Origin of the sequence: Cytobacillus sp. FSL K6-0129 (genome assembly GCF_038007625.1) — a bacterium.
GTDB classification, from domain to species: Bacteria; Bacillota; Bacilli; order Bacillales; family Cytobacillaceae; genus Cytobacillus; species Cytobacillus kochii.
In genome coordinates this window covers 1812107-1832091 of record NZ_JBBOXM010000001.1, presented here as the reverse complement: position 1 = coordinate 1832091, position 19985 = coordinate 1812107, and the positions used below count along the sequence as shown (strand labels likewise).

Here is a 19985-nt window from a genome sequence, read left to right as displayed (position 1 = left end):
ATAATTTAAATAATTTAGTATAATTATTAGTGACATCTTGAATTCCGCATAGATCTTGAGAAAAAGGAGAGATTTTTGGATGAAACGAGAGGATTTATTAGCACCCGAGGTTTATAACTTAGTCTCAGAGGTTGAGCACTATGCGCAAAATAGTGATAAACTGGCGATTCAATGGGAAGATGAGCAGGGTGAGAAAAAGGAAATTACATATAAGCAATTAATGAACAAAGCGAACAGAATTGGAAACGTTTTCGTGGATAAAGGCTTAGAAAAAGGCGATGTTGTTCTAGTAATCATTCCTCGTCTTGTAGAAGCTTACCAAACATACTTAGCTGCGCTTAAAGCAGGAATGGTTGTCATCCCTAGCTCAGAAATGTTAAAAACTAAAGACTTAAAATATCGTATTAACCATGGTGATGTCAAAGCAATTATTAGTTATGCACCTTATGTATCTGAATTCAACGAGATAAAAGAAGCGGAAAATCTGCCAAAATTCATTATTGGAGGAAATGCGCAAGGGTGGATTTCTTTAGATGAAGAAATGGAAAGAGCGAATGAGTCGTTTAAAATAGTAGAAACGAAGAAAGACGATATGGCTTTTCTTTCCTATACTTCGGGAACAACTGGCAACCCAAAGGGTGTCGTTCATACCCATGGGTGGGCATTTGCTCATTTAAGAACTGCAGCTACACATTGGCTTGGTATTGAGGAAGGGGATACTGTATGGGCAACTGCAGGTCCAGGTTGGCAAAAATGGATATGGAGCCCATTTCTTTCCGTATTAGGATCAGGCGCAACAGGCTTTGTTTATAACGGAAAATTTGAACCGGAAAAATATTTACAGCTCTTGCAGGATTATGAAGTGAATGTGCTTTGCTGTACACCGACAGAATATCGTTTAATGGCAAAAGTAGATCGTATTGGTCAATATAATTTATCAAAGCTTCATAGTGCTGTTTCAGCAGGAGAACCTTTGAACCGAGAAGTCATTGATATTTTTGAAAAACATTTCGGGCTTGAAGTAAGAGACGGATATGGACAGACGGAAAATACATTGCTTGTAGGTGTCACGAAAGGTATGGGGTTAAGACCAGGTTCAATGGGTAAACCAACACCAGGGAACAGAGTAGAGATCATTAATGAAGACGGCAGGCCATGTTCAGTAGGTGAAGTAGGGGATATCGCTGTCCATGTTGATACGCCAGCACTATTTAAAAATTATTATAAAGACCCTGAAAGAACGGCCATGCAATTCCGTGGAGATTATTATATAACAGGGGATAAAGCCAAGATGGATAAAGATGGTTATTTTTGGTTTGAAGGACGCGGTGATGATATTATCATTAGCTCTGGTTATACTATTGGACCATTTGAAGTTGAAGATGCCCTCGTGAAGCATCCATCCGTCAAAGAGTGTGCAGTTGTAGGTAGTCCAGATGAAGTAAGAGGTTTGATAGTTAAAGCCTTTATCGTTTTAAAAGACGACGTCGATGAAAATGATGCTAATCTAATTCCAAGTTTACAACATCATGTAAAAGAGCTCACGGCTCCTTATAAATATCCACGAAAAATTGAATTTGTCAGCGATTTACCAAAAACAACTTCAGGAAAAATTATGAGAAGAGAGTTACGAAAACAAGAGGCTTCAAAAACGACCGCAAACTAAATATAAAGAGACAGAAGAAAATAAAAATCTTCTGTCTTTTTATATTGAGTGATATAGAAGAATGTGCTTTTTTTGTTATACTGAAGAAAAATAATAAAAGGAGTCAAATGGAATGGGAACACTTTGGTTTGGCGGAAAAGTGTATACAATGCAAGCAGTAAATGATTATGTTGAAGCTGTTTTTACAAGAGAAGGGCGAATTATTGCAACAGGGAATGAAGCTGAGTTGAGACATCTCTATCAGCATGAGTTGACAAAATTAGTGGATTTAAAAGGTAGTGTAATGCTCCCAGGCTTTGTTGATAGTCATATGCACTTAATTGGTCATGGGGAAAAACTTATTCGCCTTGATTTATCGCAATTCACGTCAAAAGAAGCGAGCTTACAAGCTCTAAAAGAATATAGTAAAGATGCCAACCCTGGGGAGTGGATTATTGGAGAGGGTTGGAATGAGAATCTCTGGGATGAAGCAGAACCTATCGTTGCTAGTGATATAGACAAATGGGTAAATGATCACCCTGTTATGCTTAAACGAGTATGTAGGCATGCAATTAGTGTGAACACAATGGCAATGGCGCTTGCAGGCATTTCAAAAACGACAGTCTGTCCCTCAGGTGGTGTAATTGAAAAAGATGAGGGTGGACAACCGAATGGGTTATTAAAGGATCAAGCACAAGAGCTGATTACAACTGTCATACCGTCAGTAACTGATGCTTATATGCTGAAGGCTATGAAAGCCGCTATTCGTGATGCACACCGATTAGGTCTTACAGGGGGACATACAGAAGACCTGAATTATTACGGTGGATTTGAACAGACCTATCAAACTTTTAATAAGGTGATAAAAGAGGGCAATCTTCCGTTTAGAGCGCACTTACTCGTTCATCACGAGGTGGTCGATGAACAGCAAGCGAAGGCGGTTTCTCCACATCCATTTATTGAATTTGGTGCGATGAAAATATTTGCAGATGGAGCACTTGGCGGAAGAACTGCTTTATTAAGTCACCCATATGCAGATGATAAGGAAACAAGTGGAGTAGCAATATTTACACAAGAGGAGTTAAATAACTTAGTAGAGAAAGCTCGTTCGTATTCTATGCCTGTTGCCATACATGCGATTGGCGATCAAGCATTCGAAATGGCCTTAACTGCAATAGAGGCACATCCACAACATACTAAAGATAGAGATCGAATCATCCATGCGCAAATATTAACGGAAGAGCTGATTGAGCGAGCGAAAAAACAACCATTAGTTCTTGATATTCAACCGAGTTTTGTTTCATCTGACTTTCCTTGGGTAATTGATCGAATAGGAGAAGAGTATATGAAATGGTGCTATGCTTGGCGTACTCTTATAGAAGAGGGTGTAATATGTGCAGGTGGATCGGATGCACCTATTGAACCACTAAGCCCTCTGCTAGGTATACATGCAGCAGTTACCAGAACAAATGTGAATGATCCGAATGAAACCGTTTATGATATCAACCAAACACTTTCATCTTATGAGGCGGTATGGTTATACACGAGAGGAAGTGCTTATGCATGTAGTCATGAGCATGAACGTGGGATGATTGTAGAGGGGTTTGTAGCGGATTTTACGATTTTAAAAGAAGATATCTTTAACATTCCTGTGCAAGAAATTCCCAACATCTCTATAGAAATGACTGTGGTGGCAGAGGAAATTGTTTATACAAAAAGTTGAAAAACTATTGTCTATTCCATTCTTTTAGGCGTATAATACATTTTATTTCGATAATAGAAAGAATTGAGGATGGGAAATGGCGCAAGATGTTAAGCAAGGTGTAATTTATGCAGGTTTGTCGTATGTGTTATGGGGAATACTGCCGATTTATTGGAAGTTGATAGGTGGGGTTAGTGCTTTAGAAACACTTGCTAACCGGGTCATTTGGAGCTTTGTTTTCATGCTGATTCTATTGCTATTATTAGGTAAGTTGCGTGCTTTTATGATTGTTGTAAAAGGACTATGGCAAACAAAGAAGCAGTTGTACGGATTAATTATAGCTTCTCTATTAGTAAGTGCGAATTGGTTTATCTTTATATGGGCTGTAAATAATGGACAAATTATTGAAACAAGTATGGGATACTATATTAATCCGTTGATTAGTGTACTACTAGGGATGGTCGTATTCAAAGAGCGGTTATCTGTTTCTCAATATGTTTCTTTTGCCCTAGCAGCCATTGGTGTGATTATCTTAACAGTTTCGTATGGTTCATTTCCTTGGATTTCCTTTTTACTTGCTTTAACCTTCGCACTGTATGGGTTAGCGAAAAAAATGGTAAAAGTAGATGCAGCCATTGGTCTTACACTTGAAACGATGGTCATTACACCCATTGCTTTACTATATATGGGTAGTTTGTTTGTGCAGCAACGACAGATGCTGTTTAATGAAAATGTAGGTTTAGATTTATTGTTAATAGGTGCTGGAGTAGCAACAGCCGTACCATTACTCCTTTTTGCTAACGGGGTCCAAAGAATACCCCTTTCAATGGTAGGGTTTTTACAATACATTGCGCCAACAATCATGCTTATTTTAGGTGTGTTTGTATATGGTGAATATTTCTCCAAAGCACATTTCTTATCCTTTTTGTTTATATGGATTTCGCTGACTATCTATTCTTTATCCCGTACAAAGTGGGTTTTATTATGGGAAAGTAAAATAGCCAGAGGAAAACAAATAGGAATGTGAAGATTCGGCTGATATCACCTTTGTCTAATATCTTTTCCTTAGATATCGGCAATTTTCTTAAATAAAGGTCACTTAAGTTGGTGGATGCAAACTTAACTATTGTGTATACCATTTTGAATAAAGCCGTTGAAATTTTAAGATTATAAAATTTCAACGGCTTTTCATTTCGATATTACCATTCGATTCAAACACTTATTACATAGCGTTTATTTGTTGTCCTGACAATTCTTATAAAAAGGTTCTCTTCACTTTTTCCCAAAAGGAGTTGTTTTTTAGCTTAACGGTTTTTATACTGTGTGGACTTAAGGTGATTTTTATTTCATCTACATGCTGGATACTTAACGCTTCATTATCCATCCCCATGATAGGGTGATCATTTCCCTCGTGTGTAATCTTTAATGTTAAGGTTCTTTGCTCTCCTAAAATAAATGAAGAACCTAGTGTGCGATATTTATTATTATTTAAAGAGGCAAGCTCGCTTACTTGTAGACAAGGTAGCATGGGGTCTACAATTGCACCGTTGACAGATTTATTATAAGCGGTACTACCAGTAGGAGTGGAAACAATCATTCCATCTCCACGGAATGTTTCAAATAATTGACCATCAATATAGATTTCCATCACTAATGTTTTGATAATACTAGAACGGATGGAGAATTCATTTAAACACTGAAATGAGGTTTCACCATCAACTGTAACTTGGATTGTGGGATATTTACGGACTTCTATATTTTCGTTTTGTGCTGCTTCTAGCATTTTCGAAGGCTCATTTAATTGGAAGTCACAGTAAATACCTAATGGCCCATGTGTCGAAATTCCAGCGTATAGACAATCATCACGGAATCCCGTTTTTCTTACTGCTTGTAAGAAAGCCCCATCTTCTCCAATACTAACAATAATGGTCGCTTCTCTCGGATCTGTTACTATAGTGAATCCATGATGGGTTGCTTGTTGTTTTAAATTTTCAACAATTACAAGTGTTTCGGCGTCTTGTTTATGGTAGAAATATAAAAGTCGTTGATGCATGAAAAAACCTCCTTTAATGTTTCATAAAAAATGTGTTGGAAAGATAGAATGAATAAAGGTGCTTATGATTTGAAGAAGTGACATTTTTTGCTATCATAAGAAGAGATAACCTACTCTTCTCCATTCTTATTCTATGGGAAGATGATGTATAATTCAAAGGAGGAATGATGGAATGACAGCAAAGAGATGGGCTGCTTTGGGAATTGCTGCTGTTTTATTTGTTTTTTCGGTAGGAATTAATTTCATGTCTAACTTGGCGTCAACGAATTTTGAAGATACCTTTTCAAACTTGATGGCCACAGGCGAAGATTCTTTTACTGAAGAAATGATCGAAACAGGAGACTCTTTAAATAAAATTGCTGTATTAAATTTAAATGGGACGATTCAGGATACGGGTGAGAGTGGCTCATTATTAGCAACTTCTACATATAACCACAATCGTTTTATGAAATTATTAAACCATGTGAAAGATGATTCCACTGTTAAAGGTGTTGTAATAAAAGTGAATACACCAGGTGGGGGCGTTGTTGAGAGTGCGCAAATTCACGATAAAATTGTTGAAATTCAAGAAGAGGCGAATAAACCTGTGTATATTTCTATGGGTTCTATGGCTGCGTCTGGTGGGTATTATATTTCAGCTCCGGCGGAAAAAATCTTCGCTAGTGCAGATACAATGACAGGATCATTAGGTGTCATCATGCAAGGGGTGAATATTACTGAGCTTGCAGATAAGATAGGCATTGAATTTAATACAATTAAAAGTGGCGAATTTAAAGATATTATGAGTCAAACGAGAGAAATGACTAAAGAAGAACAAAATATTTTACAAGATATGATAGATAATGCTTATCAAGGATTCGTAGAAGTGATTGCTTCTGGGCGAGAGATGTCAGAAAATCAAGTCCGTGAACTAGCAGATGGTCGTATCTATGATGGTCGCCAAGCATTAGATAATCAATTGATTGACGGGTTAGGCTATGCAGAAGATGTTATTAATGAGATGAAAAACGATGTGGGCTTAGAAGACGCTGCTGTTATTCAATATAGCGATAATGTTGGTTTTGGCTCATTTCTTAGTGTAGCAGCAAATAAAGTTGCTGGGAATGATCTGCAAATGGAAGGTGTAATGAAGCTTCTTACACAGCCGAATTCCCCACGCCTAATGTATTTATATGCTGAATAGAAAGGAGGCGCTTTAGGATGCATAATCAAGACGAACCAAAAAATAAGGAATTGTTCCAACAAGAAGGTTCTGAAGAAGCGGTGCTTTCCGAACAACCTGGGCAATTGATAACAATGACTGAAGAATATCGGTTAGCGGGGTTTTGGATGAGGTTTTGGGCGTATTTATTAGATTGGATCATTATTGGTAGCATTAATGGTATCCTTATTTACCCTGTTTTTAGAGCGTTAGATGTTTCTTTAAATAACTCATCTTACTTTTCTGCTGTCGCCATTGCAACCGCGTTGACCTTCTATTTGTATTTTGTTCTTATGACGAAATACCTCGGGCAAACTTTAGGAAAAATGGTATTCGGTTTAAGAGTCATTCAAATAGACGGAGGCAAGCTTTCCTGGGGAACGATTCTTTTTAGAGAGTGGATTGGTCGCTTCATTTCAGGTACAGTGATGATGCTTCCTTACCTTGTCGTTGCCTTTCATCCAAAAAAGAAGGGCATACATGACCTGTTTGCTGATACAACAGTTGTCCATGAGAGATAATTGAATAGCTAGGCATATAAAAGTCATTCCTTTAAGTGGTCTTGCCCCTGTCAAGTAGACAACATAAAAAGCTAAGCAGTGAGCGCGTGTCGATATTCAATCGGCGCGCGTTTCTTTAGTTTCTTTTGTCTTCGTTTGTAATTGTAATGGTAAATGTAATCCTCAAGAGCTTGCTCTAGTTCTTCTTCTCCCTTACACTTACTTATATACAGCTTCTCGGTTTTGAGGTGTGAAAAGAATGATTCTATACAGGCATTGTCCAGGCAGTTTCCTTTGCGAGAGTGGCTGCCTTTGATGCCATAATCCTTTAATCGGTTGCCGTATATTTTTGACGTGTACTGGAAGCCTTGATCCGAATGGAGAACGGCTCCAGCCACGTCTTTTTTCTTTGTCCATTTCTCTACCGTTTTTAACACAAGTTCCAAATCATTTCTTTGGGCTAGCTCCCAACTTACTATTTCGTTATTAAAGAGATCCTGTATGACCGATAAATAATAATATTCTTCGCCAACAGACACAAATGTGATATCCGTTACCATTTTTTGATTAGGTCCTACCGCCTTGAACTTCCTTTTCAGACGGTTAGGAAAGAGGTTAGAAGGACTATGACCATGTCGTTTTCTCTTTTTTCGGATGACTGATTGTATGTTCATTGCCGTCATCAATCGGTAGACCTTTTTGTGATTAATTAAATACCCGTTTTCATTTAATTCGTCTGTAATACGGGGTCGTCCATATTCGGGATGCATAAAATGTATGCCCAAAATGTGCTCTCGAATCTTTTGTTCATCCCTAACTTTTGCTTCGCGTTTATGATTGTTTTTTCTCCATTTGTAGTAGCTAGCCGGTTTGATATAGGCAATCTCCAACAGCCAGGAGACCGGATAGGTAACCCTTAACTCATCCACCAATTCATATTTCATTCGTCTGGGGTTTTCTCCTCCTTTACCAGATTTGGATACTGCTTTTTTAGAAATTCAACTTGTGCTTTCAAATAATCCCTTTCCTCTTCAACCGACTTAAATTTAGTCCTAGGCCTGCCTTTTAAAGGATTAGAAACTCCTTTACGCTCATCAAACGGGGCTCCTTCTTTCCATTTCTTAACCCACACTTTAAGCTGGCTGCAGTGACGGATTCCCAGTTCCTCTGCCAATGCTTTATAACTTTTAGACCCATTCACATATTTCATGACGGCATTATGTTTAAACTCTTCCGAATAACTATTAAAAGTTTGTCCTTTCTTTGCCATAGAAAAATCCCCTCCAAGGTAGCATTCTTTCCTTCATGGTAACATGAAGGTTTTTTTGAATGTCTACTTAAAGGGGACATTAACATAATAAGGCTTTTTCTTTTTTTATCGTTATTATTGTTAATATGATGAATTAAACCTGTGATTTGGTTCATATGGCCATAAATACTTGAACCCTTTATTTGCAAAAGCATGAATTCTATTAGAAACATCAGAGTTTGGTATAAAAATATACATTTCATGGGACGGAGCTTGATCATGTTGACCGGTTATATTGTAACTACTATTTTTAAATACTGTGGCTTAATATGTAAGTAATATCTGGTGAAAGGGCATCTCCGAAAGGTATTCCTACATCATGTTTTAGTTGATAATTAACTCTTGTTGAATTTTTTACTATGTTAATTATTTTAATACCTGTATCAGGTGCTGTACCAACCCAAAGTGGTCTATAAGAATAATCATAGAAGAAAGTAGAGTTAACCTTTTGCGAAGCTAATTGGTACCAAATGAGCAATAAAATTTGCAGATGTTAATTTAGGAAAGTTTAACAAAAGGTAAAAATGACCATACTAATTGCTTGAAAGGCAGGGGTGCTCATATGGTTTGGTTCATCATAATTGCTGGTCTTATTCTTTTATTTTTACTTCTTATTTTAGTTATATTATTTTCAAAACTCTCCATTACTGTTCACTTTTATCATTATGATAAACAAAGTCACCTCAGTATAAAGTTAAAATTTTGGAAATGGCTTAAGTATACAATTGATATACCTTTGATGGAAGTTGACCCGCAAAATACTGAAATTAAAATAAAGGAAGAAAAAACAGCATCAGGAGGAGAGACGAAAGAGGACTCGAAGAATATAACTGCAGAAGATTTGTTAAATAGTTTTAAGGATATGGATGAGCTCTTAAAGCATGTTGTTTCTCTGTATCATATTATTCGTCATTTCATGAGTAAGGTCATTGTTCGTCAGCTGCGTTGGCATACAGTTATTGGTGTAGGTAATGCAGCGGTAACGGGTGTCTTAACTGGTGGGTTTTGGTCTGTGAAAGGAAGTATAATTGGTGTGTTAAGCCATTATATGAAATTAAAGACAAGACCGGATATTGCTATTTCTCCACAGTTTCAATTTGCGGTTGCCCAAACCTCTTTTATATGTATGATTCAATTTCGTATCGGGCATGCTATGCTTGCAGGATTTAAACTGATTAAATTTTGGAAAGGTGGCAAAGCTCATTTTAAGACGAGTCAGCTTTCTGTTTTATCAGGTGATAAACCTAAAACATACTAGATGAGAAGGGGCGATTGAGAATGTCTGATCATCCAATACAAGGCTTGATGACAACTGCAATGGAAAACCTGAAAGAAATGGTAGATGTAAATACGATAATTGGTGACCCAGTAGAAACACCCGATGGCAGTGTGATTATTACAGTTTCAAAAGTGGGCTTTGGTTTTGCTGCTGGAGGCTCGGAGTTTATGATGGATGCAAGCAAAAAAGATAGCAATAATGGTGAATCCAAGGGTCATCCTTTTGGTGGAGGTAGCGGTGGAGGTGTTTCTATCACACCAATCGCATTTCTTATCGTTAACTCTCATGAAGTAAAAATGGTTCACTTAGATGAGAGCACTCATCTATATGAAAAGATCTTAGATTTAGCACCTCAAGCAGTAGATAAAATCCAACATTTATTTAATAAAAAGGACCATAAAGAAGAATCATCTAATGAGAAAGAGCATCATGAGAAAAATAATCTAGACTTTTAAACAAATATGTTTCTCAATTAAAAATCTGAACAATATTCAAATTCGACTGTAGGAGGTTTGAATCGTTCGGATTTTTCTTTGTGCCTGTCTTTTTTTTCATTGGATTCATTTCAATTGCAAAAAAGATTCTGAAAAGCTATCATTTAAACGTACATACTTATAAATAAAGGAGGAAGTAATGATGGCATCAGTTACATTTAAAGGGAATCCTGTTACACTGCTAGGAAGTGAAGTGAAAGTTGGGGATCAGGCGCCTCAGTTCTCTGTCTTAGCCAATGATTTATCTGAAGTTACTCTAGCTAATACAAAAGGGAAGATCCGTTTAATTAGTGTGGTTCCTTCAGTTGATACAGGCGTTTGTGATGCACAAACAAGAAAGTTTAATGAAGAAGCATCTGGACTAGATAATGTAGAGGTATTAACCGTTAGTGTGGACCTTCCATTTGCTCAAAAACGCTGGTGTGCTGCTTCCGGATTAGAAAATGTGCAAACTCTTTCAGATCATAGAGATTTATCTTTTGGTGAAGCGTATGGTGTTGTAATGCAAGAGCTTCGTTTGTTAGCTCGTTCGGTATTTGTTGTAGATTCTAATGACCAAGTGGTTTATGTAGAATATGTTGGAGAAGGAACAGATCATCCAAACTATGAAGCGGCAATTGAAGCAGCAAAATCAGCAAAGTAAGTAGGATAAATAATAAGCACGAGCAGTTTCTGAATCATTTTCAGAAGTTGCTTGTGCTTTTTAGTACAATCCTTCTCTCACCAATTCGTTGTCCTATCAGTTGTCTCTTTGCACCTCTCCCCCAGTAAAAAGCTATACATGATATGTTTTACTTCGTTTTTTATTGAAATCAATTTGTTAGAAAATATGAAATAAACTTCATTACTTGTGAATGGTTATAAAGCTAGGTACAATAAGGAGATAGAGTATAGGAACGGGAGCGATGATGAACAATGAAAGTTTTGCCGGTGGAAGAAGTGTTTACATTATTAAATGAAACGGCTGAGTTATTGAAGGAAGAATTAAATGTTACATATCTTGAGGCATTAGCAGAAACGGGAGAAAATGTATTTCAAGGAGCAATACTTCAAGAGAAACTAAGCGAACTGACAACTAAGCGTCTTGAGAAAAGTTATGAATCCTTTCATATAAGTAAATTTGAAAAAGAAGATTTAAGAAAGGGATTTCAACTGGCTATTCTTAAAGGCATGAAAGAAAATGTTCAACCTAACCATCAAATGACACCAGATTCTATTGGATTGTTAATGGGTTATTTAGTTAATAAGTTTATTGATCAATCTTCTTTCTCCTTATTAGATCCAGCGGTTGGAACCGGTAACCTCATCACAACAGTGATGAATGCACAATCTGGTAAAATGGTAGAAGCAACAGGTGTGGAAATTGATGATCTCTTAATTAAACTTGCTTATGTGAATGCGAACTGGCAGGAGCATCCTATCCGCTTCTACAATCAAGATAGCTTAGAGCCATTATTCATTAATGAAGTAGATGTGGTTGTAAGTGATTTACCAGTTGGCTATTATCCAAACGATTTACGCGCGCAAGATTATGAGCTTAAAGCTGATGAAGGTCATGCTTATGCCCATCACTTATTTATAGAACAAAGCTTTAAACATGTAAAAGAGGGCGGATTTCTGTTCTTATTAATTCCTAACGGTCTGTTTGAAAGTCCACAAGCACCAAAGTTACATGACTTTTTAAAGAAGTACGCAATTATTCAAGGGTTATTACATTTACCATTGAATTTATTCAAAAATGAACAAGCAGCTAAAAGTATATTTATCCTTCAGAAAAAAGGTGAAGCTGTCAAACCTCCAAAAGAATCATTACTTGTTAATTTGCCATCCTTGTCAAAAGCAGATGACGTTGATCGTGTCTTAACAAAAGTGAGTAATTGGATTAGAGAAAACAAAGGTTCCTAATGATGATGAAAGGATTTCGGTAAAAAATACCGAGGTCCTTTTTCATTTTTGCAGATTATAAACTTCATTAGTATACGATTATAATTATTCAGACATGTAATAATGAAGTCTTATTTTTATGTAATACAATATTCCGAATTTAACTATTTTCTATTTCCTGTTATTATTTCTTGAAATATGATGAATCTCATGTTTAAATGAATTTTTGATGAAATATAATTCAATCAATAAACGATGATTTTATAAATAGGGTAGGAGATATTAGATATAAGGAAGTGAATCATTTGACAAAAATTATTGCCATTAATGCAGGTAGTTCTTCTTTGAAATTTCAATTATTCGATATGCCAGAAGAAAAAGTAATTACAAAAGGAATAGTAGAAAGAATTGGATTAGCACATGCGGTTTTTACAATAGTAGTGAAAGGTGAAAAAAGAACAAAAGAACTAGAGATTCCCAATCATGAAGTAGCTGTGCAATTGCTTTTAAATGAGTTAACAGCACATGAAATTATTGCTGAACTTGATGAAATCGTTGGTGTAGGTCATCGTGTGGTCCACGGTGGAGAAGATTTTTCGCAATCTGTGTTGATTACAGATGAAGTGATGGATAAAATCAGTAAACTATCGGATTTAGCTCCGCTACATAATCCTGCAAATTTAACGGGGATTCTAGCATTCAAACGTGTCTTACCAGATGTTCCAGCAGTAGCGGTTTTTGATACAGCCTTCCATCAATCAATGCCGGAAAGCTCTTATTTATACAGTCTGCCGTATAGTTATTATACTGAGTATGGTATAAGAAAGTATGGATTCCACGGAACGTCACATAAATATGTATCGGAACGGGCAGCTGAATTGTTAGGGAGACCACTTGAGCAATTACGATTAATTTCTTGCCACTTAGGTAATGGTGCGAGTATTGCAGCGATTGAAGGTGGAAAATCTATCGATACATCCATGGGCTTTACGCCGTTAGCTGGCGTAACTATGGGAACAAGATCAGGAGATATTGACCCTGCCCTCATTCCCTTTATCATGCAAAAAACCGAAAAGTCAGCAGATGAAGTGTTAGATGTATTAAATAAACAAAGTGGCATGCTTGGTGTTACTGGTTTTTCAAGTGATTTAAGAGATATTGAGATGGCAGCGGAAGAGGGCAATGATCGAGCTGAATTAGCATTAGAAATATTCGCAAACCATATTCACAAATATATCGGTTCATATGCAGCGAAAATGTATGGTGTCGATGCTATAATCTTTACTGCAGGTATCGGTGAAAACAGTGACGTTGTAAGAGAAAGAGTATTAAGGGGACTAGAGTTTATGGGTGTTTATTGGGACCCTGCTCTTAATAAAGTCCGGGGTCGTGAGGCGTTTATAAATTATCCGCATAGTCCGGTAAAAGTCATCATCATTCCTACAAACGAAGAAGTAATGATTGCAAGAGATACGATTGAATTAATATCATAATGGAATTAACATTTGCTCCGACTCGCCTTTTTGGTGGAGTCGGTTTTTATTTTTTTATAAGCAAATGGGTAAGGAAATATCATTTTATATAAACAGAGAGTAAACGATGAAAGATTGCACAGGATGATTCTCTATTTACCATTAGAAAATCGCCTTGTTAGCCTAGAAAATCTTATTCGTCTGACTAACAGCGATCATTCACTAAAGAATCTTATAGTCATAAACAAATAATGGTATTAGTAAAAAGAATAGTAAGTTTTGATCATAAGAGCAACGTGCTTATTATCAGTTAATTTGCTATACTATTAACAAAATATAGTAGCGAATGGAGGATAAGGAGATGCCATTATCTGCACGTGAACAAATGGTACTTAACGAAATCCGTGAATGGGAAAATCAATTATATAGCTACGAAGCGAATGATATCGAGCGTTCATATGAACATTATTTAGAATACTCTTTTGCATTATTACCAGAGAATGTTCAAAAGCAAGTGTTTTCTATGATGGATAGTTGGATGTTTCATTTACATGCACTCATTCAAGGATCACAATTACAGCTTGATGCAAAAGAAAGAATTCTGTCTTCAGGGAGGATTTTTCAAAAAGATATTGATACATTACATGATATGAATGCTTTGACGATTGATCAATTATCATACATAGCTAAACAGCAAATTGCTAGGCATCGAATGTATTCTTTAGCACAAGGTGGTGCAACAGGAACTGGCGGGCTTATGATGCTAGGGAGTGATATTCCGGCAATGGCTGTCATTAATTTAAGAGTCGTGCAGTTAATTGCCATGACTTATGGTGTCGAAGTCAATACACCATTTGAAATGATGAGTTCATTAAAAGTCTTTCATGCAGCTACCTTACCAAGGAGAATCCAAGGAGAAGCTTGGGAGGACTTAATGAATGACCTAGAGCAGCATGACGATTTATATTTTTATGAGGGAAAAGAAGAATTAACAGATATTACATGGTTAGAACAACCGATGAAACAAATGTTTAAAGCAGTAGCGATTGTTTTACTTAGAAAAAAAACGTTACAAGGAATACCAGTCATTAGTATGGCAATAGGAGCGGGTACTAATTACCAATTAACGAGAAATGTAACGGACTTTGCTCATAAGTATTATCAGTATCGCTATCTATTAAATAAGTCAGGGTGATTGTAAACGATGAGCGTAACGGAACATAAGAAAGATTCGTTAACTGTTGGCTGTAAAGTTATCACAGTAAGTGATACAAGAGATGAGGAAACAGATAAAAGTGGGCAATTAATGATCGCATTACTTGAACAAGCGGGTCATAAAGTCAATGCCTATGAAATTGTCAAAGACGAAAGTGTCGCAATTGAACAAAGTGTACGAGCTGGATATAACCAAGAGGATGTTGATATTATATTAACGAATGGTGGTACTGGCATTGCTCTACGTGATGTCACCATTGAAACGGTGCAACGTTTGTTTGATAAAGAGATTGATGGCTTCGGTGAGTTATTTCGTATGCTGAGTTATACAGAGGATATCGGTTCTAGTGCCATTATGTCCAGAGCAATAGCAGGTGTGATTAAGCATAAAGCGGTGTTTTGTACACCTGGATCCTCTGGTGCTGTCAAATTAGCGATGAATAAATTGATATTACCTGAGATCAGTCATGTCGTGAAAGAATTGCGTAAAGATTTATTTTAATGAGAATGAGTCCGAACCATTTACGTTCGGGCCTATTCATTAATAGTGACCTTTAAGTGTTACATCTTGACCTGTTCGGAACCAAAGCCATAATTCATTAATTTGTGAGGCTAATTCGGCGATTTCGTGATTGAGTTTACAAGAAGTTTCAAAGTCGCTTTCATTAGAGAGCTCTTCTTGTTTCCTATTAATCAAGACTTCTATACTTTTTATACGGTCTGGAATTTTCCCTCGAATGGTTTCCCAATGAACTAAAATTTGTTGTTGCTCAATAGATGAAAATGCCTCCCAATCCTTTTTTATAGTCGGTAAATCGATAGATAATCTTTGGTTAAACGTAAAATGCTGATGCATTGTTTGCCCCCTCTGCTAATATTTATATTATTTATAAGTGTATCTTCTTTTTCAAATCATAGCTATATACCCTTCCGTTTGCTTGGCCAAGTGAATATAGTAAAGTAATTATAATGAGAAAGGAATGGCAAGTGTTGAAAAATATCGTTTGGATTCTTCTATTTATTCTGCTTTGCCTTTCTCCATCCCCCTCTAATGCTAAATCGAATACAAACACCATGCAAGCAAAAAAAAACTATTATACAAAATTACAAATTGGGCTGCCAGAAGATGTGGGTATCAGTAGTGAGCGTTTAAAAGTCGTTGATGAATGTATAACAACGGAAATATCCCGTGGTTTTCCTGGTGCTGTTTTAGTAATCATTAAGGATGGAAAAATCATTAAGGATTCAGCGTATGGATTCGCCAAACGATATGATGGGCATTCCGTATTGTCGCAACCAATAAAAATGAAAACAACAACGATTTTTGACCTCGCATCAAATACAAAAATGTTCAGTACAAATTTTGCTATGCAACAGTTAGTTTCCCAAGGGAAGGTTGACTTGAAGCAATCTGTCCAATATTATTTACCAGCATTTAAAGATCGTGATAACGACGAGATAAAAGGAAAAGCAAAGATAACAGTAACCGATCTGTTGCAGCATACTGCTGGACTACCGAGCAGTATTCACTATCACGATCCAAAAAAAGCGGGCGTGTTATATTCTCAAGATAGAGAGTTAACTAAAAAGATGGTCATAGCTACACCACTGAAGCATCCGCCCCATACAGCACAAATATATAGTGATATTGATTATATGTTATTAGGGATAATTATTGAAGAAGTGACAGGTGTATCATTAGACGATTATGTTGAAAAGGAAATATATAAACCCCTTGGCCTTATTCATACTAAGTATAACCCTCTACAAAAAGGAGAAAGCCAAAATGAATTTGCCGCAACTGAGTTATTTGGTAATGCAAGAGATGGTGCTATTTCCTTTCCCCATATAAGGAAGCATACATTACAAGGAGAAGTCCATGATGAAAAGGCGTTTTATAGCATGGCAGGTGTATCAGGACACGCGGGCCTATTTTCTACTGGGAGGGAAATGGCTGTATTATTACAAGTGATGTTAAATGGAGGTGGCTACGGGAATCTTGAACTTTTTAATCAGTCAACCATTAATCAGTTTACAACCCCTTCGTCGCCTGACTCTTCTTTTGCATTAGGTTGGAGGATAAATAGTGACGATCATATGCATCAATTTTTTAGTGAAAGTGCACCGAGCACTGCCATTGGTCATACAGGCTGGACAGGAACGATGACTGTTATTGATAAGGAAAATCAACTTGGCATATGTTTACTAACAAATAAAAGACACTCACATGTAATCGACCCTTATAAGAATCCCAATGTTTTTGCCGGCGATCAGTCAGTTATTAGTAATTATGGGAAAGTGATAGACCTTATTTATAAGGCGATAATCTCTTAGCAATCATTGCTATAAATAAATAAAAACAAGAGTAAGGAAACTAAGATAAAAGCCAATAAGGCTTTTATCTTTTTTTATAATGGTTTGCAATATATGCTGGAAATTTTGCTCTTTTCTACACTTTCACTTGTTTCGGTTGGACGGATATTTATGTGGATTTATGCATTTGTGGATATTTTATAGAAATTGTAGATAACCTATTGCAATTTTAGGGAAAGGTTGTTAAAGTATTAACATAATCAGTTGAATAAAAATATAAGTTATTGAATATTTATACGTATCCACTTCAAGGAGGAAATAAAAATGTCAAATCCAAAAGTTGTTCTTGCCTATTCAGGCGGTTTAGATACTTCAGTTGCAATTAAATGGTTAGGAGATCAAGGTTACGCTGTTGTTGCTTGTTGTTTAGATGTTGGTGAAGGAAAAGACCTTGATTTCGTAAAAGAAAAAGCACTTCAGGTTGGTGCGGTTGCTTCTTACGTGATTGATGCAAGAGAGGAATTCGCGCAAGAATTTGCTCTTGTAGCCTTACAAGCACATGCATTATATGAAAATAAATATCCATTAGTATCAGCGCTTTCTCGTCCGTTGATTGCAAAAAAATTAGTGGAAGTAGCTGAAAAAGAAGGTGCGGTTGCAGTTGCACACGGATGTACGGGTAAAGGGAATGATCAGGTCCGTTTTGAAGTGGCTATTGCGGGATTAAATCCTGACTTAGAAGTATTAGCACCAGTGCGTGATTGGAAATGGTCTCGTGAAGAAGAAATTGCTTATGCAAAAGAAAATGGTATTCCTGTACCGATTCAATTAGATTCTCCATACTCTATTGACCAGAACTTATGGGGAAGAAGTAATGAGTGCGGAATTCTAGAAGATCCTTGGGCTGCACCACCAGAAGATGCATATGATTTAACAAATAGTCTCGAAAATACGCCAGATACACCAGAAATCATTGAAATCGGTTTTGAGGAAGGCGTACCTGTGACATTAAATGGGAAATCATATATGCTCTCTCAGCTAATTACAGAGTTAAATTACATTGCTGGAAAACATGGTGTGGGACGTATTGACCATGTTGAGAACCGTTTAGTAGGGATTAAATCTCGTGAAATTTATGAAGTGCCAGGTGCTACTACTTTAATGAAAGCACATAAAGAGCTGGAAGATTTAACACTTGTGAAAGAATTAGCGCATTTTAAACCAATTATTGAGAAGCAGGTTGCTGAATTAATCTATAACGGACTTTGGTTCTCTCAATTAAGAACAGCACTCCAAGCATTCTTAAAAGAGTCGCAAAAATACGTAACAGGGACAGTAAGAGTGAAATTATTTAAAGGCCATGCGATTGTTGAAGGAAGAAAGTCTCCTTATACTCTATATGATGAAAAACTTGCCACATACACTTCTGATGATGAATTTGATCATAACGCAGCGATCGGTTTCATTAAATTATGGGGTCTACCAACAAAAGTACAAAGTGCGGTGCAAGGTAACAAGAAGGTGACAGTGTGAAAAAGCTTTGGGGAGGCAGATTCACCAAATCTGCTGAAGAATGGGTCGATGAATTTGGCGCATCCATCTCCTTTGATCAGGAGCTAGTACAAGAAGATTTGCAAGGAAGCATTGCTCATGTAACAATGCTTTCTGCAAATGGTATTATTAGCGAAGAGGATGCTGAAAAAATTAAATCTGGCTTGCAAACATTACAAGAAAAAGCTGCTAATGAAGAAATTGAGTATTCAGTTAAACTTGAAGATATTCACCTTAACTTAGAAAGTGCATTAACTGAACTTGTCGGTCCTGTAGGCGGAAAGCTACATACAGCTCGTAGCCGAAATGATCAAGTTGCTACTGATATGCATTTATATTTAAAGAAGCAGGTTCAAACCATTATTATGCTTGTTGAAGAACTGCAAAATGCATTACTTACACAAGCGGAAGCGAACGTTGAAACGGTGATGCCAGGATATACCCATTTACAGAGAGCACAACCGATTTCATTTGCGCATCACCTAATGGCATACTTCTGGATGCTTGATCGTGATAAACAACGTTATCAAGAAAGCCTCAAACGCATTAACATTTCTCCACTTGGAGCTGGTGCATTGGCTGGAACAACTTTTCCGATTGATCGCTATCAAACAGCCGAATTGCTTGGTTTTGAAGGGATTTATGAAAACAGCTTAGATGCTGTGAGTGATCGCGATTTTATTTTGGAATTCTTATCTTCAAGTTCAACACTGATGATGCATCTATCTCGATTAAGTGAAGAATTGATTCTCTGGTCAAGTCAAGAATTTCAATTCATTGAATTAGATGATAGTTTCGCAACAGGAAGCAGTATTATGCCGCAAAAGAAGAACCCGGATATGGCTGAGTTAATACGCGGTAAAACGGGACGAGTATACGGAAATCTTATGGGGATGTTGACTGTTTTAAAAGGCTTACCACTTGCTTATAACAAAGATATGCAAGAAGATAAGGAAGGCATGTTTGATACTGTCAAAACGGTCGTTGGTTCTCTAAAAATCTTTGTTGGAATGATTGAAACAATGAAGGTGAAGACAACACAAATGGAGAAGGCGACAAAGAATGATTTCTCTAATGCGACTGAACTAGCTGATTATCTTTCAAGTAAAGGTGTACCATTCCGTGAAGCGCATGAAATCGTTGGTAAGCTCGTGCTTACTTGCGTACAAAAAGGTTGTTTCTTAATGGATTTATCACTTGAGGAATACAGAGCTGTTAATGATTTATTTGAAGCCGATATTTATAAGGTGCTTGATCCATATACCGCTGTTGAAAGAAGAAATAGCGCGGGTGGAACAGGCTTCGACCAGGTGAGAATCGCTATAGATAAAGCGAAAGCTAAGTTAAATAAAGAAGAGCATGCCTAG

Annotated in this window: 19 protein-coding genes; 15 read left to right on the top strand and 4 right to left on the bottom strand. The window is 36.8% G+C overall.

What is annotated here, in order from left to right; all coding sequences use genetic code 11:
• Nucleotides 1-79 precede the first annotated feature (79 nt).
• The 3 genes from mbcS (at nt 80) to rarD (ending at nt 4374) form a co-directional block, all read left to right on the top strand.
• Entirely contained in the window at nt 80-1666 is a 1587-nt protein-coding gene (gene mbcS / locus MHI57_RS08965) for an acyl-CoA synthetase MbcS (RefSeq protein ID WP_322910342.1), read from the top strand.
• Between the two features lie 112 nt (nt 1667-1778).
• Complete coding sequence (locus tag MHI57_RS08960; RefSeq protein WP_307316834.1) at nt 1779-3368, top strand: amidohydrolase; 1590 nt, start codon at nt 1779-1781, stop codon at nt 3366-3368.
• A gap of 76 nt (nt 3369-3444) precedes the next feature.
• Nucleotides 3445-4374: an EamA family transporter RarD gene (gene rarD / locus MHI57_RS08955; protein ID WP_095372275.1), complete on the top strand. Its 930-nt coding sequence runs from the start codon at nt 3445-3447 to the stop codon at nt 4372-4374.
• 228 nt (nt 4375-4602) lie between these two features.
• Here rarD and MHI57_RS08950 read toward each other — a convergent pair whose 3' ends face one another.
• Nucleotides 4603-5400: an NAD kinase gene (locus MHI57_RS08950; protein ID WP_095372276.1), complete on the bottom strand. Its 798-nt coding sequence runs from the start codon at nt 5398-5400 to the stop codon at nt 4603-4605.
• Nucleotides 5401-5572: 172 nt separating this feature from the next.
• Here MHI57_RS08950 and sppA point away from each other — a divergent pair, with 172 nt between their 5' ends.
• Nucleotides 5573-6583: a signal peptide peptidase SppA gene (gene sppA / locus MHI57_RS08945; RefSeq protein ID WP_307316836.1), complete on the top strand. Its 1011-nt coding sequence runs from the start codon at nt 5573-5575 to the stop codon at nt 6581-6583.
• Between the two features lie 17 nt (nt 6584-6600).
• Nucleotides 6601-7122 carry an RDD family protein gene (locus tag MHI57_RS08940; protein WP_095372277.1) on the top strand — a complete coding sequence of 174 codons (522 nt, stop codon included), beginning with the start codon at nt 6601-6603 and terminating at the stop codon, nt 7120-7122.
• A gap of 71 nt (nt 7123-7193) precedes the next feature.
• Here MHI57_RS08940 and MHI57_RS08935 read toward each other — a convergent pair whose 3' ends face one another.
• Nucleotides 7194-8045 (bottom strand): IS3 family transposase, encoded by an 852-nt coding sequence (locus MHI57_RS08935; RefSeq protein WP_328200406.1) that lies wholly within the window; start codon nt 8043-8045, stop codon nt 7194-7196.
• Nucleotides 8042-8371, bottom strand: coding sequence for a transposase (locus MHI57_RS25045; RefSeq protein ID WP_251161713.1), 330 nt, complete (start codon nt 8369-8371; stop codon nt 8042-8044). Before MHI57_RS25045 ends, MHI57_RS08935 begins: the two co-directional genes overlap by 4 nt.
• 601 nt (nt 8372-8972) lie before the next feature.
• On the opposite strand from MHI57_RS25045, the gene MHI57_RS08930 reads away from it, so the two are divergent.
• From MHI57_RS08930 to MHI57_RS08900, 7 genes are all read left to right on the top strand, one after another.
• Nucleotides 8973-9668, top strand: coding sequence for a DUF2953 domain-containing protein (locus MHI57_RS08930; protein ID WP_340975910.1), 696 nt, complete (start codon nt 8973-8975; stop codon nt 9666-9668).
• 20 nt (nt 9669-9688) lie between these two features.
• A complete protein-coding gene (gene ytfJ, locus MHI57_RS08925; RefSeq protein ID WP_095372279.1) occupies nt 9689-10144 on the top strand; it encodes a GerW family sporulation protein in 456 nt (151 codons plus the stop codon).
• Between the two features lie 181 nt (nt 10145-10325).
• Entirely contained in the window at nt 10326-10826 is a 501-nt protein-coding gene (tpx, locus tag MHI57_RS08920; RefSeq protein ID WP_095372280.1) for a thiol peroxidase, read from the top strand.
• Nucleotides 10827-11098: 272 nt separating this feature from the next.
• The gene (locus MHI57_RS08915) at nt 11099-12088 is read left to right on the top strand and encodes a class I SAM-dependent methyltransferase (protein WP_307319286.1); all 990 of its coding nucleotides are present in this window, start codon (nt 11099-11101) and stop codon (nt 12086-12088) included.
• A 284-nt stretch (nt 12089-12372) separates the two neighbouring features.
• The gene (locus MHI57_RS08910; RefSeq protein ID WP_095372282.1) at nt 12373-13560 is read left to right on the top strand and encodes an acetate kinase; all 1188 of its coding nucleotides are present in this window, start codon (nt 12373-12375) and stop codon (nt 13558-13560) included.
• A gap of 340 nt (nt 13561-13900) precedes the next feature.
• Nucleotides 13901-14734, top strand: coding sequence for an EcsC family protein (locus MHI57_RS08905; protein WP_095372283.1), 834 nt, complete (start codon nt 13901-13903; stop codon nt 14732-14734).
• A 9-nt stretch (nt 14735-14743) separates the two neighbouring features.
• Nucleotides 14744-15256: a MogA/MoaB family molybdenum cofactor biosynthesis protein gene (locus tag MHI57_RS08900; RefSeq protein ID WP_328198105.1), complete on the top strand. Its 513-nt coding sequence runs from the start codon at nt 14744-14746 to the stop codon at nt 15254-15256.
• Nucleotides 15257-15295: 39 nt separating this feature from the next.
• Here MHI57_RS08900 and MHI57_RS08895 read toward each other — a convergent pair whose 3' ends face one another.
• Nucleotides 15296-15610 (bottom strand): hypothetical protein, encoded by a 315-nt coding sequence (locus MHI57_RS08895; RefSeq protein ID WP_095372285.1) that lies wholly within the window; start codon nt 15608-15610, stop codon nt 15296-15298.
• A gap of 134 nt (nt 15611-15744) precedes the next feature.
• Here MHI57_RS08895 and pbp4b point away from each other — a divergent pair, with 134 nt between their 5' ends.
• The 3 genes from pbp4b to argH all read left to right on the top strand — a co-directional run bounded on the left by pbp4b (nt 15745) and on the right by argH (nt 19985).
• Nucleotides 15745-17088 (top strand): penicillin binding protein PBP4B, encoded by a 1344-nt coding sequence (gene pbp4b, locus MHI57_RS08890; RefSeq protein ID WP_445293216.1) that lies wholly within the window; start codon nt 15745-15747, stop codon nt 17086-17088.
• 303 nt (nt 17089-17391) lie between these two features.
• On the top strand, nt 17392-18600 hold the full coding sequence (locus MHI57_RS08885; protein ID WP_095372287.1) for an argininosuccinate synthase: 1209 nt from the start codon (nt 17392-17394) through the stop codon (nt 18598-18600).
• A complete protein-coding gene (gene argH, locus MHI57_RS08880; RefSeq protein WP_307319277.1) occupies nt 18597-19985 on the top strand; it encodes an argininosuccinate lyase in 1389 nt (462 codons plus the stop codon). The genes MHI57_RS08885 and argH overlap by 4 nt, the downstream gene beginning before the upstream one ends.